The organism is Microbacterium pygmaeum, from assembly GCF_900100885.1.
GTDB classification, from domain to species: Bacteria; Actinomycetota; Actinomycetes; order Actinomycetales; family Microbacteriaceae; genus Microbacterium; species Microbacterium pygmaeum.
The window spans coordinates 2,709,255-2,734,435 of the sequence record NZ_LT629692.1 but is presented as its reverse complement, the minus strand read 5'-3'; the positions used below and the strand labels follow the sequence as shown (position 1 = coordinate 2,734,435).

Annotated in this window: 26 protein-coding genes; 13 read left to right on the top strand and 13 right to left on the bottom strand. The window is 68.8% G+C overall.

Features of this window, described 5'->3' with window-relative positions:
* The first annotated feature begins 12 nt into the window (after positions 1-12).
* The 6 genes from BLT19_RS13105 to lnt all read left to right on the top strand — a co-directional run bounded on the left by BLT19_RS13105 (position 13) and on the right by lnt (position 7,236).
* Positions 13-1,008: a helix-turn-helix transcriptional regulator gene (locus tag BLT19_RS13105; protein ID WP_091491018.1), complete on the top strand. Its 996-nt coding sequence runs from the start codon at positions 13-15 to the stop codon at positions 1,006-1,008.
* Positions 1,005-1,970 (top strand): helix-turn-helix transcriptional regulator, encoded by a 966-nt coding sequence (locus BLT19_RS13100; protein ID WP_091491016.1) that lies wholly within the window; start codon positions 1,005-1,007, stop codon positions 1,968-1,970. The genes BLT19_RS13105 and BLT19_RS13100 overlap by 4 nt, the downstream gene beginning before the upstream one ends.
* Positions 1,971-2,057: 87 nt before the next feature.
* The gene (gene tatA, locus BLT19_RS13095) at positions 2,058-2,312 is read left to right on the top strand and encodes a twin-arginine translocase TatA/TatE family subunit (RefSeq protein ID WP_091491015.1); all 255 of its coding nucleotides are present in this window, start codon (positions 2,058-2,060) and stop codon (positions 2,310-2,312) included.
* 67 nt (positions 2,313-2,379) lie between these two features.
* Positions 2,380-3,141: a twin-arginine translocase subunit TatC gene (gene tatC, locus BLT19_RS13090; protein ID WP_091491014.1), complete on the top strand. Its 762-nt coding sequence runs from the start codon at positions 2,380-2,382 to the stop codon at positions 3,139-3,141.
* Between the two features lie 13 nt (positions 3,142-3,154).
* Positions 3,155-5,665, top strand: a complete 2,511-nt coding sequence (locus BLT19_RS13085; RefSeq protein ID WP_091491013.1) for a DEAD/DEAH box helicase — start codon at positions 3,155-3,157, stop codon at positions 5,663-5,665.
* A gap of 23 nt (positions 5,666-5,688) precedes the next feature.
* Positions 5,689-7,236: an apolipoprotein N-acyltransferase gene (gene lnt / locus BLT19_RS13080; RefSeq protein WP_091491012.1), complete on the top strand. Its 1,548-nt coding sequence runs from the start codon at positions 5,689-5,691 to the stop codon at positions 7,234-7,236.
* A gap of 25 nt (positions 7,237-7,261) precedes the next feature.
* Here the strand turns inward: lnt and BLT19_RS13075 are convergent, their stop codons facing one another.
* The 4 genes from BLT19_RS13075 to BLT19_RS13060 form a co-directional block, all read right to left on the bottom strand.
* A complete protein-coding gene (locus BLT19_RS13075) occupies positions 7,262-7,645 on the bottom strand; it encodes an RNA polymerase-binding protein RbpA (RefSeq protein ID WP_091491011.1) in 384 nt (127 codons plus the stop codon).
* 124 nt (positions 7,646-7,769) lie between these two features.
* The gene (locus BLT19_RS13070; RefSeq protein ID WP_091491010.1) at positions 7,770-8,564 is read right to left on the bottom strand and encodes a glycerophosphodiester phosphodiesterase family protein; all 795 of its coding nucleotides are present in this window, start codon (positions 8,562-8,564) and stop codon (positions 7,770-7,772) included.
* Positions 8,561-9,565: an SPFH domain-containing protein gene (locus BLT19_RS13065; RefSeq protein ID WP_231917654.1), complete on the bottom strand. Its 1,005-nt coding sequence runs from the start codon at positions 9,563-9,565 to the stop codon at positions 8,561-8,563. The genes BLT19_RS13070 and BLT19_RS13065 overlap by 4 nt, the downstream gene beginning before the upstream one ends.
* Positions 9,562-10,038 (bottom strand): NfeD family protein, encoded by a 477-nt coding sequence (locus BLT19_RS13060; protein WP_091491009.1) that lies wholly within the window; start codon positions 10,036-10,038, stop codon positions 9,562-9,564. Before BLT19_RS13060 ends, BLT19_RS13065 begins: the two co-directional genes overlap by 4 nt.
* 143 nt (positions 10,039-10,181) lie before the next feature.
* Here BLT19_RS13060 and BLT19_RS13055 point away from each other — a divergent pair, with 143 nt between their 5' ends.
* The gene (locus BLT19_RS13055; protein WP_091491007.1) at positions 10,182-10,955 is read left to right on the top strand and encodes an SDR family oxidoreductase; all 774 of its coding nucleotides are present in this window, start codon (positions 10,182-10,184) and stop codon (positions 10,953-10,955) included.
* Positions 10,956-10,957: 2 nt separating this feature from the next.
* A complete protein-coding gene (locus BLT19_RS13050; protein ID WP_091491005.1) occupies positions 10,958-12,940 on the top strand; it encodes a S9 family peptidase in 1,983 nt (660 codons plus the stop codon).
* Positions 12,941-12,993: 53 nt separating this feature from the next.
* Here the strand turns inward: BLT19_RS13050 and BLT19_RS13045 are convergent, their stop codons facing one another.
* Together BLT19_RS13045 and BLT19_RS13040 are read right to left on the bottom strand one after the other, a co-directional pair.
* On the bottom strand, positions 12,994-13,557 hold the full coding sequence (locus BLT19_RS13045) for an HdeD family acid-resistance protein (protein WP_091491003.1): 564 nt from the start codon (positions 13,555-13,557) through the stop codon (positions 12,994-12,996).
* 122 nt (positions 13,558-13,679) lie between these two features.
* Complete coding sequence (locus BLT19_RS13040; RefSeq protein ID WP_091491002.1) at positions 13,680-14,600, bottom strand: AEC family transporter; 921 nt, start codon at positions 14,598-14,600, stop codon at positions 13,680-13,682.
* A 230-nt stretch (positions 14,601-14,830) separates the two neighbouring features.
* On the opposite strand from BLT19_RS13040, the gene BLT19_RS13035 reads away from it, so the two are divergent.
* Positions 14,831-15,256 carry a VOC family protein gene (locus tag BLT19_RS13035; RefSeq protein WP_091491000.1) on the top strand — a complete coding sequence of 142 codons (426 nt, stop codon included), beginning with the start codon at positions 14,831-14,833 and terminating at the stop codon, positions 15,254-15,256.
* A 10-nt stretch (positions 15,257-15,266) separates the two neighbouring features.
* On the opposite strand, the gene BLT19_RS13030 is transcribed toward BLT19_RS13035, so the two are convergent.
* Both BLT19_RS13030 and BLT19_RS13025 read right to left on the bottom strand, forming a co-directional pair.
* Entirely contained in the window at positions 15,267-16,076 is an 810-nt protein-coding gene (locus BLT19_RS13030) for an MBL fold metallo-hydrolase (protein ID WP_091490998.1), read from the bottom strand.
* A 2-nt stretch (positions 16,077-16,078) separates the two neighbouring features.
* The gene (locus BLT19_RS13025) at positions 16,079-16,666 is read right to left on the bottom strand and encodes a dihydrofolate reductase family protein (protein ID WP_231917653.1); all 588 of its coding nucleotides are present in this window, start codon (positions 16,664-16,666) and stop codon (positions 16,079-16,081) included.
* A 77-nt stretch (positions 16,667-16,743) separates the two neighbouring features.
* On the opposite strand from BLT19_RS13025, the gene BLT19_RS13020 reads away from it, so the two are divergent.
* Genes BLT19_RS13020 through BLT19_RS13010 form a run of 3 tightly spaced genes read left to right on the top strand, consistent with a single transcriptional unit; the run spans position 16,744 to position 19,340 of the window.
* A complete protein-coding gene (locus BLT19_RS13020; RefSeq protein WP_231917652.1) occupies positions 16,744-17,178 on the top strand; it encodes a winged helix-turn-helix transcriptional regulator in 435 nt (144 codons plus the stop codon).
* Positions 17,175-17,957 carry a hypothetical protein gene (locus BLT19_RS13015; RefSeq protein ID WP_091490996.1) on the top strand — a complete coding sequence of 261 codons (783 nt, stop codon included), beginning with the start codon at positions 17,175-17,177 and terminating at the stop codon, positions 17,955-17,957. The genes BLT19_RS13020 and BLT19_RS13015 overlap by 4 nt, the downstream gene beginning before the upstream one ends.
* A gap of 57 nt (positions 17,958-18,014) precedes the next feature.
* The gene (locus tag BLT19_RS13010) at positions 18,015-19,340 is read left to right on the top strand and encodes an MFS transporter (protein ID WP_091490995.1); all 1,326 of its coding nucleotides are present in this window, start codon (positions 18,015-18,017) and stop codon (positions 19,338-19,340) included.
* On the opposite strand, the gene BLT19_RS13005 is transcribed toward BLT19_RS13010, so the two are convergent.
* Positions 19,267-19,572 carry an SRPBCC family protein gene (locus BLT19_RS13005; protein WP_091490993.1) on the bottom strand — a complete coding sequence of 102 codons (306 nt, stop codon included), beginning with the start codon at positions 19,570-19,572 and terminating at the stop codon, positions 19,267-19,269. The genes BLT19_RS13010 and BLT19_RS13005 overlap by 74 nt on opposite strands.
* Before the next feature lie 45 nt (positions 19,573-19,617).
* On the opposite strand from BLT19_RS13005, the gene BLT19_RS13000 reads away from it, so the two are divergent.
* The gene (locus tag BLT19_RS13000; RefSeq protein ID WP_091490991.1) at positions 19,618-20,169 is read left to right on the top strand and encodes a dihydrofolate reductase family protein; all 552 of its coding nucleotides are present in this window, start codon (positions 19,618-19,620) and stop codon (positions 20,167-20,169) included.
* On the opposite strand, the gene BLT19_RS12995 is transcribed toward BLT19_RS13000, so the two are convergent.
* From BLT19_RS12995 to BLT19_RS12980, 4 genes are all read right to left on the bottom strand, one after another.
* On the bottom strand, positions 20,154-20,921 hold the full coding sequence (locus tag BLT19_RS12995) for an SGNH/GDSL hydrolase family protein (RefSeq protein WP_091490989.1): 768 nt from the start codon (positions 20,919-20,921) through the stop codon (positions 20,154-20,156). The genes BLT19_RS13000 and BLT19_RS12995 overlap by 16 nt on opposite strands.
* A gap of 18 nt (positions 20,922-20,939) precedes the next feature.
* Positions 20,940-22,292 carry an MFS transporter gene (locus tag BLT19_RS12990; RefSeq protein WP_091490986.1) on the bottom strand — a complete coding sequence of 451 codons (1,353 nt, stop codon included), beginning with the start codon at positions 22,290-22,292 and terminating at the stop codon, positions 20,940-20,942.
* Between the two features lie 19 nt (positions 22,293-22,311).
* Positions 22,312-23,355: an LLM class flavin-dependent oxidoreductase gene (locus BLT19_RS12985; protein ID WP_091490984.1), complete on the bottom strand. Its 1,044-nt coding sequence runs from the start codon at positions 23,353-23,355 to the stop codon at positions 22,312-22,314.
* Between the two features lie 138 nt (positions 23,356-23,493).
* On the bottom strand, positions 23,494-25,167 hold the full coding sequence (locus BLT19_RS12980; protein WP_091490981.1) for a DUF885 domain-containing protein: 1,674 nt from the start codon (positions 25,165-25,167) through the stop codon (positions 23,494-23,496).
* Positions 25,168-25,181: the final 14 nt, after the last annotated feature.

Here is a 25,181-nt window from a genome sequence, read left to right as displayed (position 1 = left end):
AGGATAAAGGGCGTGCCCGCGAACACTTCTGCGAAGAACGCTCCCGAGGAGCGGCTCGTCAACCTGGTCGTCGCGCTCATCGCGACCGACCAGGGGCTGACGAAGGACACCATCCTCGGCTCGGTCGCGGGCTATCGCGAGCAGAGCGAGAGCGGCGCATCCAAGGACGCGCTCGAGAAGATGTTCGAACGCGACAAGGAGAGCCTGCGGCGCCTGGGCGTGCCCATCGAGACCATCGGCGACTGGGCCGACCCCGACGACCTGCGCGAGGCCCGCTACCGGATCCCGATGGCCGAATACGCGCTGCCCGCGGACATCAGCTTCACGCCGGCCGAACTCGCGCTGCTCAATCTCGCCGGAGGCGTCTGGAGCGAGAGCTCGATGTCGACCGAGGCCCGCAGCGGGCTGCGGAAGATCCGGGCCCTCGGCATCCCGGTCGACGAGCCGATCATCGGCTACTCGCCCCGGATCAGCCTGCGCGAGGCATCCTTCCCGCAGATCCAGCAGGCCATCGAGTCGTCGCGGATCGTCAGCTTCCTCTACCTGAAGCCGGGTGAGGATGCACCGCGGGAGCGGCGGATCCGGCCGCTCGCACTCGTCGAGTACGAGGGGCGCTGGCACGTCTTCGGCATCGACGTGAAGGCGCAGGCCGAGCGCACGTTCCTGCTCACGCGCATCGTCGGCGACGTCCAGGTGACGCGGGAATCGTTCGACGCGTCACTGCGCGATGGTGCGGGGGAGCGGGCACTGGCGGGCTTGGATGCCGTCGCCGCCGGCAATCGCGCACTCCTGGAGGTCAATCCCGGCACTGAGGCCGCGCTGCGACTCAGCCGGCGCGCCAGCCCCGCAGAACAGGGGATCCATGTCCCGTTCGTCGACATCCACGTGTTCGCCGACGAACTCGCCTCGTACGGGCCCGAAGTGCGCGTGGTGGAGCCTGGCGAGCTTCGCGAACAGGTGATCGAACGTCTGCAGCGAGTGCGGGACGCGCACGGGGTCGCGGTATGAGCGCCGCGCGCAAGCCCCTCGTGGCCACCGACCGGGCAGCCCTCATGCTCCAGCTCGTGCCCTACCTGATCGGCAAGGGCGAGGTCTCCATCGCCGAGGCGGCCGATGAATTCGACGTGACGGCCGATCAGATGCGCGCCATGGTCGAGACCCTGACGGTGATCGGCCTGCCCGGAGACGGCGGGTACTGGCAGATGGCGAACGATCTCTTCGACATCGACTGGGACCTGCTCGATGAGCGCGACATCATCGTGATCACCAACTCGGTCGCCCTCGAGCGCGCCCCCAAGCTCACGGCGCGCGAGGCCGCCGCCCTGCTCACCGGTCTGCAGATGGCGCGCGCGATCCCCGGAGTCGGCGACACCGACCTGTTCGCGGGACTGCTGGCCAAACTCTCCCGCGGCGCGTCGAGCACGCCGGCCGACGTCATCCTGGCGCCGGTCTCGGTCGATCGCGTCCGCGACGTCGTCGCCGATGCCCTGCGTCGCCGCGTCGCGGTGTCGTTCACCTACAAGGCTCCGGATGCCGCGCCCACGACGCGCACCGTGGACCCGGTGAAGGTTCAGATCGCCACCGGCGAGTGGTACCTGCAGGGCTGGTGCCACCTGCGGGAGGCGATGCGCACGTTCCACCTCGATCGGGTGAGCGACATCGAGCTGACCGAGATCCCCATCGAGCACGGAGAGGATCGCGTGCCGGGGTGGTTCGAATCGGACGGTGGCGAGATCGTGACCCGCATCCGCCTCCCGGAGGCGGTCGTGCCGCTGCTGGGCGACTACCTGGATCGCGCGACGACCGAGGTCGTCGATGGGCAGGTGATCGCCTCGATGCGCGTCGCCGACGAGTTCAGCGTGCGACGGCTCGCTGCGCGGCGCGGTGGCGCCGTCGAGGTGCTCGAGCCTGACGCGGCCCGCGCGGCGACGGCGGCCTGGGCCGAAGCAGGACTCGCGCAGTACCGCTGAGCGAATTCTGGGCGAACCGCTCGGTGCGAGTCAGACTCACGCCGCAGGCTCGGGTTACACTGAACGTACGAACCGGAAGGACTCGACATGCTGCAAGGTCTCACAGGATGGCATTTCCTGATCATCCTCGCGGTCATCCTTTTGCTGTTCGGTGCAGCGAAGCTGCCCGCACTCGCCAAGAGCATGGGCCAGTCCGCCCGTGTCTTCAAGGGTGAGATGAAGGCGATGAAGGACGAAGACACGACCGCGGGGAAGACGGACGCGGTGGAGGCTCCCGCAAGCGGGGCGACGGTCAGTTCGAACGTCGCCGACGCGAGCAGGACCGCTGATCCCAAACCCTGACGCGCGCGTGGCGACAGCAGGATCGACGCGCGTCGACGGCTCCAGCGCGCCTCGCCCCGAGAAGCGGATGTCGCTCGGCCAGCATCTGGTCGAGCTGCGCAAACGCCTCATATGGGCGGCGCTGGCGCTGATCGTCGGCATGGTGGTGGCCTTCTTCATCACCGACTGGGTCATCTGGCTCATCACCGGACCGATCCGTCAGATCGCCGAAGCCGAAGGTGACGCGGCCAAGGTCGAGCTGATGTTCAGCACCGTCACCGGTGCGTTCGACCTGCGTCTGCGGATGTCGTTCGCCATCGGTCTGATGATCTCGGCGCCGGTCTGGCTGTGGCAGATCTGGGCATTCGTGATGCCCGGTCTCACCCGCAAGGAGATCCGCTACACCGTCGGCTTCGTCGCCGCCGCCGTGCCGCTCTTCTTCGCCGGCTGCTATGTCGGACTGCTGGTCATGCCGCACGTCATCGAGATCATGAACTCCTTCGTCCCCGACGGCGGCGCGTCCTTCTTCGACGCGAGCTACTACTACGACTTCGTCTTCAAGCTCCTGATCGTCGTCGGCGTCTCGTTCGTGCTCCCGGTCTTCCTCGTCGCGCTCAATCTGGCGGGGGTCATGAGCGGCAAGGCGATCCTGAAGGGCTGGCGGGTCGCGGTGATCGTCGCGGTGGTCTTCTCGGCGCTGGCGACGCCCGCCGCCGACATCGTGAGCATGCTGATGCTGGCCGGGATGCTGATCGTGCTGTTCTTCGCGGCGGCCGGCCTGTCCCTGCTCTTCGATCGGCGACGGGCCAAGCGCAACGCCGACATCCTGCCGCCGGGAGCCGTCGCGTGAGCGCGGCCCGCGGGTGAGCGGGGCGAGCCCGGCAGAGCGCTACGCGCGGGCATCGCAGGATCGCAGCCACCCTCTCACGACCGACTTCGCGGCATCGCAGCGGTTCGAGCTGGATCCGTTCCAGATCGCCGGATGTCACGCGCTCGAAGAGGATCGCAGCGTCCTGGTCGCCGCGCCCACCGGCGCCGGCAAGACGATCGTCGGAGAGTTCGCCATCCATCTGGCGATGCGCGAGACGGGTGACAAGGCGTTCTATACGACGCCGATCAAGGCGCTGTCGAACCAGAAGTTCCGCGAGCTGCAAAACGTCTACGGCCCTGAGAACGTCGGGCTGCTCACCGGCGACACGACCATCAACGGCAACGCGCGCATCGTCGTGATGACGACCGAAGTGCTCCGCAACATGCTCTACGCCGACTCGGCGGCCCTGCGCGGTCTGCGATTCGTCGTGATGGACGAGGTGCACTACCTCGCCGACCGGTTCCGCGGCGCCGTGTGGGAGGAGATCATCATCCACCTCCCGCAGAGCGTGCGGCTGGTCTCGCTGAGCGCGACCGTCTCCAACGCTGAGGAGTTCGGCGATTGGCTGGACACGGTGCGCGGCGACACCGAGGTGATCGTCTCGGAGATCCGGCCCGTCCCGCTGGAACAGCACGTCCTGGTGCGCGGCGACCTGCTGCCGCTGTTCGACGACCGCGCCGGTATCGCCACCGCGCAGGTGAACCAGGAGCTCATGCGCATCCGGTCGTTCAAAGGCCCCGCGTTCGAGAACAACCGCCGAGCGCAGTCGATGCGCAGCGCGTCGGCCCAGAACGGCGGGCGGTACGAGGCGGGCGGCCGGTACCAGGGGTTCGGGCGACGACCGAACAAGGGCGGCCAGCGGCCGGTGCGATCGGCCAACGTGCACAAGATCGAGCGGATGGACCGGCCCGATGTCGTCACGCTCCTCGAGCGCTCCAACCTGCTGCCGGCCATCTTCTTCATCTTCAGCCGCGTGGGCTGCGATGCGGCCGTTCAGCAGGTGCGGCGTTCCGGGGTGCGGCTGACTTCGCCCGAGGAGCGCGCCGAGATCCGTGCGATCGTCGATGAGCGCACGCGGACGCTCCGGGACGAGGATCTCGCGGTCCTCGGATACTACGAATGGGTCGACAACCTGGAGCGGGGCGTCGCGTCGCATCACGCAGGGCTCCTGCCGGCCTTCAAGGAGGTCGTCGAAGACCTCTTCAAACGCAAGCTCGTCAAGGTCGTCTTCGCGACCGAGACGCTCGCGCTCGGCATCAACATGCCAGCCCGGACGGTCGTGCTGGAGAAGCTCGAGAAGTTCAACGGCGAGGCCCGCGTGGCGATCACGTCGGGGGAGTACACCCAGTTGACCGGCCGCGCGGGCCGTCGCGGAATCGACGTCGAAGGTCACGCCGTGATCCAGTGGACCGAGGGACTGGACCCGCAGCAGGTCGCTGCGCTCGCCTCGCGGCGCACATACCCCCTGAACTCGAGCTTCCGGCCGACCTACAACATGGCCGTCAACCTGATCGATCAGTTCGGGCGCCCCCGGTCGCGCGAGATCCTGGAATCCTCGTTCGCGCAGTTCCAGGCCGATCGCGCGGTCGTGGGCATCGCCCGTCAGGTGCGCGAGGCGGAGGAGTCCCTCGCGGGGTATGCGAAGGCGATGACCTGCGACCGCGGCGACTTCACGGAGTACTCCGAGATCCGGCGTGACCTCAGCGATGCCGAGAAGCTCAACCGGAAGGACGCCACGGCGTCGCGCGCGATCCGCGACGCACGGCAGCGCGAGATCGGCGGGCTCCGTCGGCGGATGCAGCGGCATCCGTGCCACACGTGTCCTGACCGTGAACAGCATGCCCGCTGGGCCGAGCGGTACTGGAAGCTCAAGCGCACCGTCGACAAGATGCGCTCGTCGATCCAGGCCCGCACCGGCACGGTCGCGCGCATCTTCGACCGGGTGGTGGATGTCCTCACCGAACTGGACTACGTCGCCGTCGACGAGGAGGGCACCACCACGCTGACGCCGGCCGGCCGGCGCATGCGGCGGATCTACGGCGAACGCGATCTGCTGGTCGCGGAGGCGCTGCGTCGCGGATTGTGGAATGACCTGGATGCCGCCTCTCTGGCCGCTCTCACATGCAGCCTCGTCTACGAACCGCGCAGGGACGAGGGGCAGAACGAGCACGGGATGCCGCGCGGTGCGTTCCGCACCGCCCTCAGCGAGACCCAGACACTCTGGCAGCGCCTCGACGACCTCGAGCACGACAACCATCTGCCCGGCACCGAGCCCGTGGCGATCGGACTCGCGCAGGCGATGCACTCCTGGGCGCGCGGCGTCGCGCTGGACCGGGTCCTGATCGAAGCCGACATGGCGGCCGGTGACTTCGTCCGGGTGGCCAAGCAGACGATCGACCTCCTCGATCAGCTCTCGATCGTGGCCGACAATCCGCTTGCGACGACGGCGCGCAAGGCGCTGGACGCGGTGCGTCGCGGCATCGTCGCATACAGCTCGGTCTGATTCCCGCCGCCTAGGCTGGTCTGATGCCCCTCGCCGCTGCTCCGCGACCGCTGCTGCCGCTGTGGGCAGCGGCGGCGACCTCGATCGCCGGCGGACTGATCCTCACGCTGGCCTTCCCCGCGCTCGGCTGGTGGCCCATGGCGTTCCCCGCCGTCGTCTTGGCCCTTCTCGGGCTGATCGGACGCGGGATCTGGGCATCGGTGCTCGTCGGGTTCGCCTTCGGCGCGTCGTTCTTCTTCGTCAACCTGTTCTTCACCGCGCGATATCTGGGGCCGGTGCCGTGGGTGGCGCTCTCGATGCTGGAGGCGCTGCTGACCGCGGTGGGCGCGATCCTGCTGACGCTCGCCTACCGGTGGGTGCCGCGCGTGCTGCCCGGCCTCTGGTGGCGGCTCCTGCTGCTTCCCGCGCTGGTGGCGGGACTGTGGACCCTTCGAGAGCAGGTCGTCGGCTCCTGGCCCTACGGCGGCTTTCCGTGGGGGCGGATCGGCATCACGCAGGCGGCCGGCCCCCTCGCGCATCTCGCCTCGTGGGTCGGTGTATCGGGGCTCACATTCCTCATGGTGTTCGTCTGCGCGGCGGCCATCGAGTACGTGCGGGCCGGCAGCTTCCGCGTCTGGGTCTCTGCGGTCCCCACTGTCGTCGCAGCACTGCTGCTCGTCGCGGTCCCGCAGTTCCCGACGACCCAGGGCGGCTCCATCCGGGTCGGGTCCGTCCAGGGGAACGGGCCGGCAGGCTACTTCGACGAGCGCACGCAGAACGCGGTCCTGGAGGCTCAGCTCGCCGCGACCGAGCCGTTGTTCGGGGAGAGAATGGACGTGCTCCTCTGGCCCGAGGGCGGGGTGGACTCAGACCCGACGGACAACGATGCGACCGCGGCGGTCCTGGATGTGGTCGCCGAGCGCGTGGACGCGCCGCTGCTGGTGGCCGCCGTGACCGCTCGCGCCGACGAGTACTTCAACTCCGCGCTGCTGTGGCAGGACGGCGGCGTCTCGCAGAGCTACGACAAGCGGCATCCGGTCCCGTTCGGCGAATACGTGCCCGACCGCGCATTCTGGGAGCCTTTCGCCCCGGATCTGATCGGCCTGATCGGGCGCGAGTACACGCCGGGGACGACGGTGCCGTACTTCGACCTCGATGGTGTGGGCGTCGGGCTCGCGATCTGCTTCGATGTGATCTACGACGACGTCATCTGGGACGGCGCCGACGCCGGCGCACAGGTGTACATGTTCCAGACCAACAACGCCGACTTCCGCGGCACCGATGAGAACCTCCAGCAGCTGGCCTTCGCGCGGATGCGCGCGATCGAGACCGGTCGCTCGGTCGTGAACCTCTCCACTGTGGGCACGAGCCAGGTCATCGCGGCGGACGGCACGACGATCGACGGGCTGCCGGCCGACGTCGCCGGTCACATGCTGACCGACGTGCCGCTGCACACCGGGCTGACCCCGGCCGTCATCGCCGGCCCGTGGATCAAGGCGATCCTGGGATGGGGGGGGTCTTCTCGCGCTCGTCGGGCTGGGCGTCACCGTGGTGCTGCGTCGCCCTCGGCACACGAAGATGCCGGCCCCTGATGGGACCGGCATCGAGGTGTAGGGCTCAGGCGCTGAGCTTGCCGACCACCACGTCCTCGCCCGCGCCGCGGCGCGAACGGACGTAGGCGAGACGCTCCTCCAGGAGCTCTTCGAGCTCGGGAAGCGTGCGGCGCTCCAGGAGCATGTCCCAGTGCGTGCGCGGGATCTTGTCCTCGCTGTGGTCGACGGTCGCCGTGCCGTCGCCGATCCGCAGCAGAGCCTCGGCGCCGCAGGTACGGCATTCCCAGGCCTCGGGGATCTCGGCGTCAGCCGCGAATGTCATAGTGGTGTCGCGAGCACATGCGGTACACCGGTAGGTGTGCTGGGCACGCTCGTGGAAAACGACGCCCTCTTCGCTCTGTAGGCTCTGGGCACCGAGTCGAATGCCGCGCAAGCTGCGGTCTGCCATTGTGTGGTCCTCTCGTCGCTGTACAGGTATAGCGCTGGGACCTGTGCGGATCATCCGAACGGCGGCCCGTCCGGCCTCATTCACAGACGATGCTCAGCGGCGCTGTCCACCGCTCAAAGCGCGTTCACGAACCGGGAGCGCGCCCGCCGAGCACCCCGAGGGCAACGTCCGCGCGGTCGGTGACGATGCCGTCGACGCCCAGGCCGACGAGGCGCTCCATGTCCGGGGGGTCGTTGACGGTCCACACATGCACCTCGACCCGGGTGCGGTGCGCGGCGCTGATCAGGCGAGGGGTCACGACCCTCAGCCGGCCCTGCCGCTCGGGTACCTGCAGCGCATCGATCCCGTCGAGCACCCGCCGGACGAGCGGCGCCGAGCGAACTGCGAGGGCGCCGAGCAGTCGTCCGATGGTGCCGCTTCCTGCCGACGTGGCGGGCCGGATGGCGGCCCCCGCAGCGAGTGCCGCCGAGAGGGCGGCGCGCCGGCGGGCATCGGAGAAGCTGGTCACCAGCACCCGGTGCGCGTGCGGAGCGACCAGGCGGCCGACATCGTCAGCTGCTCCCGCGGCTTTCACATCGAGGTTGAAGCGGGTCTCCGGAAACGAGTCCAGTGCCTGCGCGAGGGTGATCAGACCCCCGCGCTCGGCCATGAGCAGCTCCAGCTCCCGCGTGGCCACCTCCGACACAAGACGGCGGTCACCCGTCACGCGGGACAGGTCAGGATCGTGGAAGAGCACCACCGTGCCGTCGGCAGTGAGGTGGCAGTCCGATTCGACGTACACCGCGCCGGCCGCGTGGGCAGCCGACACCGCGGCGAAGGAATTCTCTGCGATGCCGTGCGCGTCGTCGTGCGGCGTCACCAGTCCACGATGGGCGAGGACCCGCGGCGTCGGCGTGCCCTCGAACCAGGGATGCGTCACGCCTGGGGCGGCTCGGCCGGCGTCTGCGCCGGAGCGACCGGGACAGGCGCATGGGCGACCCGCGACGCAGGAGCCTCGGGTTCGGTCGTCCGGTTCGCCAGATCGCCGACACTGCCCGCGAACGCGGTGCTCATGCCCTTCAGCGCCTCGGTGAATTCGCTCGGGATGATCCACAGCTTGCTCGAGGCGCTGTCGGCGATCTTCGGGAGGGTCTGCAGATACTGGTACGCCAGCAGCTTGTCATCGGGATTGCCGAGATGGATGGCACTGAAGACCGTCTGGATGGCCTCGGCCTCACCCTGTGCGCGGAGCACGGCCGCGGCTTTGTCGCCCTCGGCACGCAGGATCTCCGCCTGGCGAGCGCCCTCGGCGGTGAGGATCGCGGACTGCTTGGTGCCCTCGGCCGTCAGGATGAGGGCACGGCGGTCCCGCTCGGCCCTCATCTGCTTCTCCATGGAGTCCTGGATGCTCACCGGCGGATCGATGGCCTTCAGCTCGACCCGCCCGACGCGGATGCCCCACTTGCCGGTCGCCTCGTCCAGGACGATGCGCAGCTGGCCGTTGATCTCGTCGCGGCTGGTCAGCGCCTCTTCGAGGTTGAGACCACCGACGACGTTTCGGAGAGTCGTCGTGGTCAGTTGCTCCACAGCGCCGAGGTAGTTGCGGATCTCGTACGTGGCGGCCCGCGGGTCGGTGACCTGGAAGTAGATGACGGTGTCGATCGAGACGACCAGGTTGTCCTCGGTGATCACCGGCTGCGGCGGGAACGACACGACCTGCTCGCGCATGTCGATGAGCGGGCGGACCCGGTCGATGAACGGCACCAGCAGGTTCAGGCCCGGCATCAGCGTCTTGTGATAGCGGCCGAGGCGCTCGACGACGCCCGCCGTGGCCTGCGGGATGATGCGGATGGACCGGATGATCACGACCAGCACGAAGATGAAGACGGCGGCGGCCAGCAGCCACCCGATCGCGGTGGGGATGAAGCTTTCGGGGGTCATGCGCGTGGACCTTCCAGGTCTGCGGGGCGGACGTAGGCGGTGGCGCCGTCGATGCGGCTCACCCGGATGACGGTGCCGGGTTCGAGCTCGTCCGCCGCGTCGCCGCGCGCGGTCCAGGTGTCGCCGTTGGACAGCTTCACCTCGCCGGCGTGCGCAGACACGGTGGACAGCACGCGTCCGCTCAGGCCGATCAGGGCGGCGACGTTGGTCGGGGTAGGATCCTCGCCGCGTCTGAGCCGCGCAAGCAGCGGCGGCCGCAGGAACAGGACGAGGACGGCCGCGACGGCGGCGGCGATGATGATCTGGAGCCAGATCGGCGCGCCGATCAGATCGGACCCGAGGCCGGCGAGCCCGCCGATGCTGAGCATCAGGAAGGTGAAATCGAGGCTGAGCATCTCGATCACCAGGAAGACCAGGATCAGCACCAGCCATCCGATCCATGCGAATTGTTCGATCGTCTGGATGAGCTCCACAGTGTGCCTCCTGTCCTTCCAACGTAACACGCGGGCAACCGGGTGGATCCGGACGGCAGGGTCCCCCGGACGCTCGATTGATAGTGTCGGGAGATGCCCTCGCGACCCGCGCAGGAGGCCCCCCGCATCACCAGGAGTTCCCAGTGACCGAACATCTCACCCCGCTCCCCGCCGGCTCTCTGAGCGGCCGCACCGCCCTGGTGACGGGCTCATCGCGCGGCATCGGCGCCGACACGGTGCGATACTTCGCCCAGGCCGGCGCGAACGTCGTGATCAACTTCCGCAACAAAGCGCCGCGGGCCGAGAAGCTGGCCTCCGAGCTGCGCGGGCTCGGCGTCGATGTGCTGGTGGTGGGCGCCGATCTGACCGACCCCGAGTCGGTCCAGGCGATGTTCTCCGAGGTCGAGCGCACGTTCGGCTCGCTGGATGTGCTCGTGCTGAACGCCTCCGGCGGCATGGAGTCGGGGATGGGCGAGGAGTACGCGCTGCAGCTCAATCGCGACGCGCAGGTCAGCGTGCTGCAGACCGCCGTTCCGCTCCTGGGCGCCGGCAGTCGTGTCGTGTTCGTCACGAGCCACCAGGCCCACTTCATCCGGACCACCCCGACGATGCCCGAGTACGAACCGGTCGCGCGTTCCAAACGCGCCGGGGAGGACGCGCTGCGCGAGCTGATCCCGTCACTGGAGGAGCAGGGGATCGGCTTCGTCGTGGTCTCCGGCGACATGATCGAGGGGACGATCACCGCGACCCTGCTCGAACGCGCGAATCCGGGCGCCATCGCCTCGCGGCGTGAAGAGGCGGGAAGGCTCTACAACGTCGGCGAGTTCGCAGCCGAGGTCGCTCGCGCGGCCGTGGACGACGTTCCTGCCGACAACACCCGCCTGGTGGGCGACACCGGATCCTTCGCGGGGGAGTGAGCATGGGTCCTCGCGACATCGAGAAGCTTGTCTCGGTCGGCCGGCCGGTCATCGCCTCTGACGGATCCTTCGCCGTCTACGCGACCTCCCGGCCGGACCTGATCGCAAACCGCAACGTCGGGCAGCTCTGGCGGGTCGAACTGCCGGGCGGCACGCCGCGGCGGCTGACGCGAGGAGCGGCGGATGCCGCACCCCGGCTGGATCCCGAGGGTTCCACGGTCGCCTTCCTCCGCCAGGACGCCAAGGGCAAGGCGCAGGTGTTCGTCGTCGCCGCCGGCGGCGGCGAGCCGGTGCAGGTCACGGACGCGCCGCTGGGCGTGTCGGAGTTCGCGTGGTCACCAGACGGCCGCACCCTTGCCTACACCGCCCGGATCCCCGAGCCCGGCCGGTACGGCAGCATCGAGAAGCTGGACGCCGCAGCCGAGGCGCCGCGGCACATCACCGGCATCCGCTGGCACTCCAACGGACTCGGCTACCTCGGCGACCGGCCCGCGCAGCTGTTCACCGTCCCGGTGCCCGCCACGGATGCCGAGCCGTTCTACGAGCCGGCCGCGGCGGTTCCGGCCGACGGTGAGACCCCACCGGCACCGCGGCTCGTGCATGCCGATGCGGTCGCGCTGACGGACGGCACCGCGTCGCACTTCGGCGTCGAGTTCGCCGGTGACGAGGTGCTCGCCGTCGCGGAGGACATCGAGTCCGATCGCCGCGACCTGCGCTCCGTCCTCCGCGGGTTCCGCACGGACGGCTCCGGTGCCCGCGAGGTCCTCGGCCGGTCGGCGGGTCTTTCCATCGTCGAGGTGGCCGTCGCGGACGACGGCACGATCGCGCTGCTGGCCAGCGACGTCGGCGCGGGAGGCGTGGACTTCGTCGCCGGCAATCCCGCGCTGTGGATCCTGGAGCCGGGCGCTGAGCGGCCGCGCCGACTCACCGATCCGGAGTCCATCGACCTCGGCGAGGTCGGCAGCCACATCACCCCGGTCGAGACGGACTTCCTGGTGCAGGACCGCACGCGCGGCCGCGTCCGGCTGTTGCGGGTCTCCCGATCCGGCAGCGTCGAGGAGGTCCTCGGCGGCGATGTGGAGGTCACCGGGCACGCCGCCGCGGGCGGGATCGTCGTGGCGGCCATCGCCACCGCGGCGTCCGCCGGCGAGTTCTCCGTCGTCGAGTCCGGCACAGCGCGCACACTGACGGCCTTCGCATCGGACGTGGGCCGGATCGCTCCCGCGCGGGAGCTGACGATCGCGGGGCGCGACGGCTATCCCGTGCACGGCTGGGTCGCCAGACCTGCCGGCGATGGGCCGTTCCCCGCTATCCTGCAGATCCACGGGGGGCCGTATGCCAGCTACGGCATACATCTGTTCGACGAGACGCAGGTGCTCGTGGATGCGGGGTACGCCGTGGTCTACGCGAACCCGCGCGGTTCAGCGGGATACGGTCGCGAACACGGCCGGAGCATCCGCGGCGCGATGGGCACCGTCGACTTCCACGACGTGATCGACTTCCTGGAGGGCGCGATCGCGGCCGACGCCGCGTTGGACGGCGAGCGCGTGGGCATCATGGGCGGATCGTACGGCGGGTACCTGACGGCGTGGGTGATCGCGCACGACCACCGGTTCGCCGGCGCGATCGTGGAACGCGGCTTCCTCGACCCGATCTCGTTCCAGGGCACCAGTGACATCGGCTCGTTCTTCGGCGATGAATACGTCGGGATCGACCCGGCGGCGATGGCGGCCCAGAGTCCGCTGGCGGTCGTCGGCGATGTGACGACGCCGACCTTCGTGATCCACTCGGAGCTCGATTTCCGATGCCCGCTCGAGCAGGCGACGCGCTACTACTCGGCGCTCAAGCGGCAGGGGACCGAGGCCGAGCTGCTGATCTTCCCGGGCGAGGACCACGAACTGACTCGCTCCGGCCAGCCACGGCATCGAGTGCAGCGCTTCGATGCGGTGCTCGACTGGTGGGATCGACACCTGCCGGTCCGCTGAGCGGACGCGCGAAGGCGCCCCGATTCCTCGGGGCGCCTTCGTGCGTGGGCGGGCTAGAGGTCGTTCTTGCCGAAGCTGAAGGCCCGGACGATCTGGATGATGCCCAGGACGATGATGCCGATGCCGATCAGCCACCACAGCACTGCGGCACCCCAGATCGGGGAGAACAGCAGCACGATGCCGGCGATGATACTGATGATCGCGAAGATGACCGTCCAGGTCTTGGAGGCCGCCGAGCCGAGCGTGGACAGCGACACGATGCCTTCCACGATCCACATGATGCCCACGAGGATCCCCAGGAACAGGGCCAGCCATGCGGTGGTGGCACCGAGGTTCAAGAACGCCACGATGCCGGCGATGATGAAGAGGATGCCGAGCGCGATGTGACCGACGCGCGACCAGCCGCCCTTGGTCTTGGAGAAGATGCCCAGGGCCGCGTAGACCAGTCCGGCGGCGATCGCGTAGATCGCGATGATGGCGGTGACGACCATGGCCGTCTTGCCGGGCCAGACCAGGATGAGGATTCCGACGATGACGGCGAGCACGCCGCCGATGCCGAGGGCCGTGCGGATCCCGTTGACGGCGGATTTATCCGCCGCTGCGTATTCGGTAGACATGAGGGGTTCCCTTCCTGGGAGTTACCTGAGAGGTGCGCTCACATTGTAGACCCGCCACGGCGGGGTGCGAGGGGAGGGGAGTGGCCGTGTCGTGGCATCCGATTCTGCGTTCGCACGTCCCTTCACCCAAGCAGGATCGTGGCCAGCAGCAGGATCGGAACGCATCCGAGCGTCGTGAGGAAGACCGTGTCGCGCGAGACGGTCTCACCGATGCCGTAGCGCTGCGAGTAGTTGAAGACGTTCTGCGCCGTCGGCAGTGCCGCCAGCACCACGACGATGAGCACCTCGTGCGCGGAGAGCCCGAAGACGAACTGCGCCAGCACCCAGGCCAGAACGGGCATGACGATCAGCTTCAGTCCGGAAGCCAGCAGGATGTCCCTGCGCCGGCCGGATGGCCCGAGGACCCGCTGACCGTGCAGCGAGATGCCGTAGCTGATGAGCATGACGGGCACGCACGCGTTTGCGATCAGCTGCGCCGGATCCGCGATGATCGGCGGCAGCTCCCATCCGCTGACCGACACCAGGGTTCCCAGCACCGATCCGATCACGATCGGGTTGGAGATCGCCCGCCCGATCGAGCGCCAGACCGAGGTCTGCCCTGACGTCGCCGCCTCGAGGATCGTCATCGAGATCGGGGTGAAGATCAGCAGCTGCATCAGGATCACGGGCGCAGGGTACGCGGCGCTGCCCAGCAGATACAGGGACAGCGGGATGCCGATGTTGTTCGAGTTGACCTGCCCCGCCGAGAGCGCGCCGATCGTCGTCTCCCCGAGCGAGCGGCGCCACACGACGCGTGCGAACACGGCATAGATCAGAAACACGGTGAGCGCAGCGATCGCCGAAACGGGCAGCAGAGCGGAGAAGAGGGTTCGCACGTCAGCCTGGCTGAGTACGACGAACAGCAGGAAGGGAGAGAGCACGAAGAACGTCAGGCGCGCGAGCACCGGGCGTGCGTGGACGCCCAGCAGGTCGATACGACCCAGGATGTAGCCGACGAGGATGGCGATTCCGACCACCGCGAAGCCGGTCAGCGCATCGAGCATCCTCCGAGCCTATCGACGGCATCACCCGCGACGAGTCATACGGCTCTCGTCGTCGTCGTCGTCGCCGCAGCGGCAGAGCGGATGCCTTGATCTCATGTGACCGGTCGCCTTCTTGCCGATAATGCACATTATGTCAGATCACTCTTGAGTAGGCCATCCGAATCGAGGACGCGAACTGACCGCATCCACTCCTACGCTCCCCTGAGAGCCATCGACACAAGGAGCGAACCATGACCGATGTTCCCGCACCCGCCACCCTGTACGCCCAGATCCCGTACCGCGATGCGTCCGCTGCGCTGCGCTGGCTGGAACGCGCATTCGGTGTCGTCACCGTCGCGGAATGGCCGGACGATCTCGGCGGCATCCAGCATGCGGAGATCAGACTCGGCGACGCGTGTGCCACGGTGTTCACCGATCGCGCCGGATACGCACGTCCGGAGCCGCGAGGCGAGTCGGTCGGTTTCGGTCTCGTGCTCACCTTGGCGTCACCGGCGCAGGTCGACGAGATCTTCCGTTCGGCGGTGGCGGCCGGCGCGGGCGTCGTCTTCGAACCGGCAGACACCGAATGGGGCAACTACCGCTTCAGGGTCCGCGATCTCGAGGGTTACGAGTGGACCTTCGGGACCTACCGTCCGGGGGAAGCTCAGCAGTGGTGACCGGGGGTCGTCATCGCGCGCGGGCTGCGAGCATCTCCCGCTGCCCTTCGTCGATGAAACGCACCCAATCCCATCCCGCTTCAGGAGCGCTCAGTCGCGGATCGTCGCTGTCCGTGCCGTCACGCAGCGTGAGGACGTAGGCGCGATCGCGGTCGATCCGCTCGCGCAGCTCGTCGAGGCGACCGATCGAACCGTGACCCGGCACGACGACATCGACCTGCTCGGCGATGCCGTCCAACAGCGTCAGCGCGGCGAGATAGTCCTCGATGGGGTCCGCGCCCCGCGGGTCGAGCATCGGCACCAGGACGTCGGAGAGCATGTCGCCGGCGACGAGGACCCGCCGATCCTCGATCAGGAGCGCCGCGTGTCCGGGTGCGTGCGCCCGATGCTCGATGATCCGCACGGCCGGCCCGGCCCACGGAACCCGATCAGCGTCGTCGGGAAGCCCGGTGATCTCCCCCAGCATGTCCATCGGGATGTCATCCGCGAACTCCGGCGGCAGACCCTCGGCCACCTCCTCCTCCCAATCCGGACGTGCCAGGACGGCTCGGATGGATGCCGCACACCGCGCGGTGCCGTACCGGGGCGCGCTCCCGAGATCGGTGTGCCAGAGCACGTGGTCCCAATCCGGGTGCGTGGAGAAGCCGATGACGATCGACGTGCGTTCATCGTGCAGCGTTCGAGCGATGTCCGCCATCTCGCTTCGGGTGATGCCTGCATCGATGAGCAGCGCACCAGCCACGCCGTCGACGATGACCGCATTGCTGCGGATGCATTCGCTCTCGTGCACGCGCACGCCCGGCGCGATCCGGGTGAGCATCCTCAGGCCGCCTTCGCGTCGTGGATGGCGTAGCGATGCAGGGTGACCCCGCGCTCGAACGCGCGCTGTTCGAGCAGCTCGAGGTCGATCTGTCGGTCGTGATCGTCGAAAAGCGGTCTGCCGAAGCCGAGGATGGCAGGGTGCGTGACAAGGAGCAGCTCGTCCAGCAGCCCGGCTCGCAGGAGCTGTGTCGCCAGCGTCGCTCCCCCGACGCCGAGCACGCCGTCCGTCTCGGCGCGCAGCGCCGCCAGCTCCTCGAGCGCGTCGTCGCCGCCGATCACGCGCGTATTGTGATCGGCGCTCGTGCGTGTGCGCGAGACGAGCACCTTCGGCTTCGACGTCCAGATCTCGCCGTACTCGCGGATGAAGTCCGGCGCCGAGCGGTCATCCCCGGCGCGGGGCCAGTACTCCTCCATGATCTCGTAGAAGATCCGCCCGTGCACGATCACCGCCGTCTCGAGCGCCTGAGCGTTGAACGCGCGGTGCAGCTCCTCGCCGATGCGCATCCACTCCCCTGCGCCGTTGTCGCCGGGAACCTGCTCGATCATGAGATCGAGCGAGACGTTCATCGAGTACACGAACCGACCCACGGCGCATCCTTCCGTCGATAGTGCTTGCGGTTTGCAACCACTATAGTGAGTGGGTCGCACGTGTCAAGGGAGGAATCGTGGAGCCGATCGATCCAGATCCGATCAGCGCCGCCGTCGATGTGCTCGGCGACCGATGGACGCTGCTGGTGCTCAGAGACATCGCCCTCTCGGATCGCCGGCATTTCCGTGCGCTGCTGACGGGATCGGCCGAGGGCATCGCCTCGAACATCCTCGCCGATCGGCTCAAACGGCTGCTCGATGCCGGTCTCCTCGCGCGCGGCGGCACGGTGGTCCGCGGGCAGCGCGCACGGTTCCACCTGACGGAGGCGGGCATCCAGACGGTGCCGATCCTGCTGGCACTGGGACGGTGGGGTGACCAGTGGCGACCCGGCCCCTCCGCACACGCCGCGCAACCGGAACCCGATGATCCGGGTGGCGAGCGGCGTATGGCCCAGCTGCGGATCCGCCACCGGGAGGACGCCGGAGGCGCGTCTGACACACTGGGCGGATGATCCCGCCCGACCCGCTCTGGCATGAGGTGCGAGCCGGTGCGGTGCGGATGCTGGTCAGCGACCGGCATCCGGTCGCCGTCCTGCAGCGGACCGGTTCCCCGGATCTGATGGTCTCCTGGCCGGACCTCGACGTGGGTCTGCGCCAGCCCGGAACGACGGTGTTCCGAGCGCCGACCGGCGCCTGGGTGCTCTACCGCCCACGCGAGGCGCAGGACGAGCAGATCGCACCGGGGCGGAACGCCGCGCTGCACATCGCCGCGGACGGGGCCGTGACCCGATTCGACGACATCGAGGACACGCTGCCCGCCGGCGTCACATCGCACGGCCTCTGGCTGCATGCGTCCGGCGGTTCACCCGACCCGCGGGACGGTGCCGCCTGGCTGGCGCCGGACGACGTCGTCGTCCTGCGTCCGGACGGCACCCGGGGCGCCGTCCGGGTGGAGCGTCGCATCGCCTTCCTCTTCGAGGATGACGAGGGCCGGATGCTCCTGGTGCACACGGCTCCGCCGGCCGCAGTCCGGCGGTTCGGCGGCACGTCGTACACGTACGAGTACGCGAGCGTTCCGCTGCCCCCTGGCCCGCTGCCGCCGCGGATCGTGGTCGACGCTGCCGACGCCTCGGCTGTCCCCGATGACGAACTGATGGCGAGGATCCGCCCACTGATCAATCGCGAGGTCCGCGGGATTCTTGGGGACGCGTCGGTGGATCTCCACGAGGACCTCGCGACGATCGCGCTCCCGCCCGTGGACGCCGCGCGCGACGGCATTCTGGACGTCTGAGTCGTCACGGGAGCGCGGCTAGGCTGGGGGAACCCCTGCCCGCCGACCCGGATACCCGTGACCGCTCCCGTCCTGCACTCACCGCCGTGGCGTGCGTGGACCATCTGGGGGGTCGGGGTCGCCGCCTATGTCCTCGCGGTGACGAACCGGACGTCCCTCGCGGCCGTCGGGGTCGACACCGCCGACCGGTTCCAGGTCGACGCGTCGACGCTGTCGATGTTCGCCGTGCTGCAGCTCGGCGTCTACGGGTTCATGCAGATACCCGTCGGCGTCTGGCTCGATCGCGTCGGTGCGCGGCCGATCATCACGATCGGCATGGTGCTGATGGCGGCCGGTCAGCTGGTGATCGCCTTCTCCCCCAATGTGGGCGTCGCAATCGCCGCCCGCATGCTTCTGGGTGCGGGCGATGCGATGGTCTTCCCGAGCGTGCTGCGCCTGATCGCCACCTGGTTCCCCGCGCAGCGCGGGCCGGTCATGGTGCAGTTCACCGGGATCTTCGGCCAGCTCGGCCAGATCGTCGCGATCATCCCGGTGGCGGCACTCCTGCACGCGACCACGTGGTCGATCACCTTCGGCAGCATCGCCGGGCTCGGCGTGCTGTTCGCCGTGCTGGTCTTCGCGGTGATCCGCAATCACCCGCCGGAGCGGACGACCGATGTGAGCGTCGACACGCAGACGGGTGCGATCCGCGTCGTCACCTCGGCGGTCGACAACCGCGTCGGCATCCGGGCCGCGTGGTCGCATCCGGGCACCCGGCTGGCCTTCTGGTCGCATTTCACGACGCCGTTCGCGGGCACGGCGTTCATCATGCTGTGGGGCATCCCCTTCCTCACGGCCGGAGAGGGTCGCACGCAGGCCGAGGCCGCGGTGATCACGACGCTGCTCGTCCTCTCCGGGATCGTGCTCGGCCCCATCATCGGCATGCTGTCATCGCGGTTGCCCCATCTGCGTTCGCGCGCGCTGGTGCTCCCGACGGTGGCGGTGCAGATGGTCGCGTGGCTGATCGTCATCGCGTGGCCGGGCCCGGCGCCCCTGTGGCTCTTGATCGTGCTCGTGGTCGCGCTCGCGACCGGCGGGCCCGCGTCGATGATCGCCTTCGACCACGCGCGTACCCACAACCCCAGTCACCGGCTCAGCACGGCGACCGGCATCACGAACGCGGGCGGGTTCATCGCCGGGCTTCTCGCGATCTTCTTCATCGGTCTCGCGCTGGACCTGCAGGGCGCCGGAACGCCGGACACGTTCAGTCTCGAGGCATTCCGGCTCGCCTTCCTCACCCAGATCCCGCTGTGGCTGGTGGGCGGGACGTTCATCGTGATCGAGCGCAAGCGCACACGGATCCGGCTCGGGCTGGACCAGCCGCGTCGTCCCCGCGGAACGTGATCGGGATGCGGCGGCTCACGCTGAAGTCGGCGCGGTCCTGGCTGATCGTCGATTCGGTCCCGGATGTGGTCTCGACCAGGTCGAAGAGGACGGGCGATCCGGCATACGCGTCGGGGTTGTCGGTGAGGGTCATCGCCAGACGGCGCGTCGGGTCGACCTCCGTGTACTCCCCCGCCCAGTGGATCCGGTTCCCGTCGGGCAGCACCATGACCGCACGGAAGTCGCCGTCCACGCATCCCCCGCTGCCAGCGTCGGAGGTCGAGGCTACCGTGACGGCATGACACGTCTGATCTATCTGACGGCGACCACGCTCGACGGCTATCTCGCCGATGACGATGACTCGCTGTCGTGGCTGTTCGTCGTCCCCGGCGCAGATGACGCCGAAACCGGCGTCTCGGCGTTCCTCGAGGGGGTCGGGGCCCTCATCATGGGCTCGACCACGTACGAGTGGATCCTCGAGCACGAGAAGCTCCTCGAACATCCCGAGAAATGGTTCTATCCGGACCAGGCGAGCTTTGTGATGAGCTCGCGGACGCTGCCGGAGGTGCCGGGCGCCGACATCCGATTCCGCGACGGAGAGGTGACAGCTGTCTGGGACGAGCTCCGCGCGGCGGCCGGCGAGGGCGACATCTGGGTCGTGGGCGGGGGCGACCTGGTCGGACAGTTCGCCGACGCCGGGCTGCTGGATGAGATCCGGGTCTCCGTGGCCCCGGTCACCCTCGGCTCCGGTCGGCCGCTGCTGCCGCGTCGCATCGAATCGGACCGCCTGCACCTGGAGCACGTGCGGCAATCGGGTCAGTTCGCCGAGCTCGTCTACTCGGTCGACTGAGGGGCGACCGCGCTCCACTCCGCGAACTTCGGCTCGCGTCCGTCTCCGGAGGACGTGCCCGTCAGTCGACGCTTCACCCACGGTCCGAGGTGCTCCTGGTAGTAGGTGGACGCGCGCATGCGAGCGGCCTCCGGCAGGAGCGGGAGCGACCACCAGGCGGCGGGCGGTTCCATCCCGAGCGCGGTCAGGACGCGGGCGGCGACACGGTGATGGCCGCGCGAGTTCATGTGCAGCCGGTCCTCAGCCCAGTAGGTGGGAGTCGACAGCTCGCGATCCGGCCAATTGAAGGCGCGGATGATGTCGGGGCGATCGGCGATGCGCGCTGACACCGCCGCCGAGAGCAGATCGCCGCGCCGTTGCACGAGGCGACTGAGCGGCAGCTGCGCCGACGGGTTCGCGCCGGAGAGCAGGATCAGCTGCACGCCCTCGGCATCGCAGCGCTGGATCACCCGGTCGAACGCTGCGACCACCGACGAGATCGACGTGCGCGGCCGGATCATGTCGTTGCCGCCGCCGTTGAACGACAGATGCGTGGGTCCGAGGGCGAGCGCCTTCTCGAGCTGCTCGTCGACGATGGGCCAGGCGAGCTTGCCGCGGATGGCGAGGTTCGCGTACTCGACCCTGTCGCCCGAGGCGTCCGACCAGCCTTGCGCGACCAGATCCGCCCACCCGCGCACGTGGCCATCGGGAAGCTCGTCGCCGACCCCCTCGGTGAAGGAATCGCCGATCGCGACGTAACGGACGGTGCTCACTCCCCCACCCTACGATCCTCAGCGATCGTCCAACGCCCGCCCGCGACGGTCTGCCAGCCCCCAGGCGGCGACTGCAGCGACGGCGAAGAACGCGGCGAAGACGATGAACAGCACCGGTGCTCCGCCTGCGGCGAGCAGGACGGGCACGGTCAGCGGCGCGACGATGGATGCGATGCGTCCGACACCGGCAGCCCAGCCCGATCCGGTCGCGCGAAGCGAGGTCGGGTACATCTCCGGCGTGACGGCGTAGAGGGCGCCCCACGCTCCGAGATTGAAGAACGACAGCGCCATGCCGGTGGCGATCACCATGGTCTCGCCGGTGGAGGTGCCGAAGAGCACGGCCGAGACGGCTGAGCCGGCGAGGAAGACCGACAAGGTCACCCGCCGACCCCACACCTCGATCAGCCACGCTGCTGCCGCGTAGCCCGGGAGCTGCGCGAGCGTGATGATCAGCGTGAAGCCGAAGGATCGGACGAGGTCGTACCCCTGCGAGACGAGGATCGACGGGATCCAGATGAACGCGCCGTAATACGAGAAGTTCACGCAGAACCAGACCAGCCATAGACACGCCGTCCGGAGCCGGAATTCCGCCGACCACAGGGCGCGCAGCCGATCACGGACGCTCATCGCGACGGGCGGCGGCACGTCGGTCGTCGCCACGGCGGCGGGAGGCTCGGCGACCCCCGCCGCACGCTCGAACGATCGTACGACCGCATCGGCCTCGTCATTGCGCCCGCGGCGAGCCAGCCAGCGCGCGGACTCCGGCAGTCCCCAGCGCACGATCAGGGCGTAGGCGGCCGGTATGGCCCCGAGCGCGAACGCCCACCGCCAGCCGTCGGAGGAGCTCGGGATCACGAGGTAGCCGATCAGCGCGGCAGCAGTCCAGCCGATCGCCCAGAACGCCTCCAGGATCACGATGAGTCGACCGCGCATCCGCGCCGGCGCGAACTCGCTCACGTAGGTCGAGGCGACCGGCAGCTCGGCGCCGAGCCCGAGTCCGACGAGGAATCGGAGCACCAGCAGCGCGGCGAGCCCGCCGACCAGCGCGCTGGCACCCGTGGCGACGCCGTAGACGAGCAGCGTGACGGCGAACACCTGTCGGCGGCCGAATCGGTCTGCGAGCAGTCCGCCGACGCTGGCCCCGATCGCCATCCCGACGAAGCCGATGGATGCGATCCAAGCCGTCTGCCCGGGCTCCAGACTCCACTGCTGGGCGAGGACCGCGATCACGAACGAGATCAGCCCGACGTCCATGGCATCCAGCGCCCAGCCCAAGCCTGAGCCGGTCAGGACACGCAGGTGCCGGCGGGTGAACGGCAGGTCGTCGAGGCGTGCGCCCAACGATGAAGCGCGGGTTGCGGCATCCGTCATGGGGTCATCGTACGGTCGCTCACGAGAGCATGTCGCGCACGAGCGGCTGCACCTGCGTGCCGTACAGCTCGATGGAGCGCATCATCTTCTCGTGCGAGAGCGTGCCTGTCGAGAACTTCATGTCGAAGCGCGAGACCCCCAGCGTCCGCACCGTGTCGGCGATCTTCCGGGCAACGGTCTCGGGCGACCCGGCGTAGATCGCGCCCTCCGGTCCGACGTCGTGCTGGAACCGCATGCGCGAGTACGGCGGCCACCCGCGCTCCCGGCCGATCGTGTTGTTCATGGTCTCGAACCCTGCGTACGCCTCCTCCCACGCCTGCTGGTCCGTGTCGGCGATATGACCCGGCGAGTGGACGCCCACCGGGAGGTCGGAGCGCCCGAACGAATCCAGCGACCGATGGTACAGGTCGACGAACGGACGGAATCGTCCGGCCGGACCGCCGATGATCGCGAGCATGAGCCCGTACCCGTACCTCGCCGCGCGGACGACGGACTCCGGGGTCCCACCGACGCCGACCCACGCCTGCAACCCGTTCGCGGTCTTCGGATACACGTCCGCGGCGTCCAGCGGCGCCCGCAGCGTGCCGTTCCAGGTGACCGGCTTCTCGAGCAGCAGCTGTGAGAACAGGTCGAGCTTCTCCTCGAACAGGGTCTCGTAGTCGCGCAGGTCGTAGCCGAAGAGCGGGAACGACTCGATGAATGACCCGCGGACGAGAATCACCTCGGCCCGGCCGTTCGAGACCGCGTCCAGCGTCGCGAAGCGCTCGTAGACGCGGACCGGGTCGTCGGAGGACAGCACGGTGACGGCAGTCCCCAGATGGATGCCGGTGGTGCGCGCTGCAGCGGCGGCAAGGACGATCTCGGGACTCGAGATCGCGAATTCCGGCCGGTGGTGCTCCCCCACCCCGAAGAACGCGAGTCCGACCTCGTCGGCCAGCACTGCTTCATCGACGACGTTGCGGATCGTCTCCGCATCGCTGAGCCGGCGCCCCTCCGAGTCGAGGGTGATGTCGCCGAACGTGTCGAGACCGAAGCCGACGGTGTTGTGGGTCGCAGAGGTCATCGCGAGTCCTTTCCATTCACATGCATATGAACCCGGGAGGACCGCCCGGCATTCCGTCGACGAGCGCGAGACCAGTGACGGGGAGGTTGCGCGACTGCTGTCGCGCAACCTCCCCGATGACACCTGAGCCGTCGGAGGTCAGCGCGTGAGCGCCGTCCGCAGCGTGTCCAGGCCGACTCCGCCCATGTCCAGCGCCCGCTTGTGGAACCGCTTGATGTCGAAGCCCTCGCCCTCGGCGGCTTTGACGTCGTCGCGCACCTGCTCCCAGATCCGCTGACCGACCTTGTACGCCGGTGCTTGACCGGGCCAGCCGAGGTAGCGGTTCACCTCGAACTGGACGAATTCGTCGGACATGTTGACGTTGCGCCGCATGAACTCCAGCGCGTAGTCGGCGTCCCACGTGCCCTGTCCGTCGGGCCGGGGCTTCTCCAGGTGCACGCCGATGTCCAGCACGACGCGCGCGGCGCGCATGCGCTGACCGTCGAGCATCCCGAGCCGGTCCGCCGGGTCGTCGAGGTAGCCGAGCTGCTCCATCAGCCGCTCCGCGTAGAGCGCCCACCCCTCGGCGTGGCCGGATGTGCCCGCCAGGAGGCGGCGCCACGAGTTGAGCTCGCGACGGTTGTACACGGCTTGACCGATCTGCAGGTGATGACCCGGCACGCCCTCGTGGTAGACGGTGGTGAGCTCCCGCCACGTGTCGAACTCGGTCACGCCCTCGGGCACCGACCACCACATGCGGCCGGGTCGCGAGAAGTCATCGGTCGGCCCGGTGTAGTAGATGCCGCCTTCCTTCGTCGGTGCGATCATGCACTGCAGGCGGCGGATGGGCTCGGGGATGTCGAAGTGGGATCGCCCGAGCTCCTCGACGGCGCGGTCGCTGGTCTCCTGCATCCAGCGCTGGAGCGCATCCGTGCCGTGCAGCTTGCGCGACGGATCCTCCTCCAAGAACGCGATGGCCTCCTCGACCGACGCACCGGGCCGGATCTGGTCGGCGATCGACTCCTGCTCGGCGACCATGCGCGCGAGCTCTTCGACGCCCCACTCGTAGGTCTCGTCGAGATCGATCGTCGCCCCGAGGAACCGGCGTGACTGCAGCGCGTACAGCTCGCGACCGACCGCGTCCTTGTCGCCGGCCAGCGGTGCCAACTCGGCACCCAGGAACTGTGCGAGCTCGTCATAGGCCACTCGGGCGGCATTCGCGTTGTCGGCGAGATCGCGTGCCAGCGATGCGGGCAGCTGACCCTCCTCGGGCGCCGCATCGCCGGCGAACGTCGCGAAGAAGCCGCCGTCACTCGTGTACCGAGCGATCTGGGTGATGACTTCGCGCACCTGCCGGTCGGCCGGGAGCAGACCCTTGTCCGCGCCCGCGCGCAGTGTCGCGATATACCCGTCCACAGCGCCGGAGACGGCCTTCAGGCGAGTCGAGATGACGCTCCAGTCCTCGGCGGTATCGGTCGGCATGAGGTCGAAGACCGAGCGGATCTCCTGAGCGGGAGAGGCGATGACGTTCAGGTCGCGAAGGTGCCACTGCGCCTCGTGCAGATCCAGCTCGAGCCGCAGCTCGCGACTGAGGTCTTCCTGCGTGACGACGTCGACGTCGTCGACGGGGGTGGCCGCCTCGAGCGCACTCAGCGTGCTGCGCGCTTCGTCGATGAGCCGATCGCGGCCCTCGGGTGAGAAGTCCTCGAACCTGTCGTTGAATTCGGATCGGCCGATGTAGGTCGCCAGTGTCGGCAGGTTCTCGGCAAGGGTGTCGACCCAGGCATCAGCGATCGTGTCGATCTGCGTGGGTGTGCGTGCTGCTTCTGTCATGCCCTCGAGCCTAG

Excerpts from the sequence above, each read along its gene's own strand:
- BLT19_RS13100 (WP_091491016.1), top strand. The coding sequence starts at position 1,005 with ATGAGCGCCGCGCGCAAGCCCCTCGTGGCCACCGACCGGGCAGCCCTC.
- tatA (WP_091491015.1), top strand. The coding sequence starts at position 2,058 with ATGCTGCAAGGTCTCACAGGATGGCATTTCCTGATCATCCTCGCGGTC.
- tatC (WP_091491014.1), top strand. The coding sequence starts at position 2,380 with ATGTCGCTCGGCCAGCATCTGGTCGAGCTGCGCAAACGCCTCATATGG.
- lnt (WP_091491012.1), top strand. The coding sequence starts at position 5,689 with ATGCCCCTCGCCGCTGCTCCGCGACCGCTGCTGCCGCTGTGGGCAGCG.
- BLT19_RS13075 (WP_091491011.1), bottom strand. The coding sequence starts at position 7,645 with ATGGCAGACCGCAGCTTGCGCGGCATTCGACTCGGTGCCCAGAGCCTA.
- BLT19_RS13065 (WP_231917654.1), bottom strand. The coding sequence starts at position 9,565 with ATGACCCCCGAAAGCTTCATCCCCACCGCGATCGGGTGGCTGCTGGCC.
- BLT19_RS13050 (WP_091491005.1), top strand. The coding sequence starts at position 10,958 with ATGGGTCCTCGCGACATCGAGAAGCTTGTCTCGGTCGGCCGGCCGGTC.
- BLT19_RS13045 (WP_091491003.1), bottom strand. The coding sequence starts at position 13,557 with ATGTCTACCGAATACGCAGCGGCGGATAAATCCGCCGTCAACGGGATC.
- BLT19_RS13040 (WP_091491002.1), bottom strand. The coding sequence starts at position 14,600 with ATGCTCGATGCGCTGACCGGCTTCGCGGTGGTCGGAATCGCCATCCTC.
- BLT19_RS13035 (WP_091491000.1), top strand. The coding sequence starts at position 14,831 with ATGACCGATGTTCCCGCACCCGCCACCCTGTACGCCCAGATCCCGTAC.
- BLT19_RS13030 (WP_091490998.1), bottom strand. The coding sequence starts at position 16,076 with ATGCTCACCCGGATCGCGCCGGGCGTGCGCGTGCACGAGAGCGAATGC.
- BLT19_RS13015 (WP_091490996.1), top strand. The coding sequence starts at position 17,175 with ATGATCCCGCCCGACCCGCTCTGGCATGAGGTGCGAGCCGGTGCGGTG.
- BLT19_RS13000 (WP_091490991.1), top strand. The coding sequence starts at position 19,618 with ATGACACGTCTGATCTATCTGACGGCGACCACGCTCGACGGCTATCTC.
- BLT19_RS12990 (WP_091490986.1), bottom strand. The coding sequence starts at position 22,292 with ATGACGGATGCCGCAACCCGCGCTTCATCGTTGGGCGCACGCCTCGAC.
- BLT19_RS12985 (WP_091490984.1), bottom strand. The coding sequence starts at position 23,355 with ATGACCTCTGCGACCCACAACACCGTCGGCTTCGGTCTCGACACGTTC.
- BLT19_RS12980 (WP_091490981.1), bottom strand. The coding sequence starts at position 25,167 with ATGACAGAAGCAGCACGCACACCCACGCAGATCGACACGATCGCTGAT.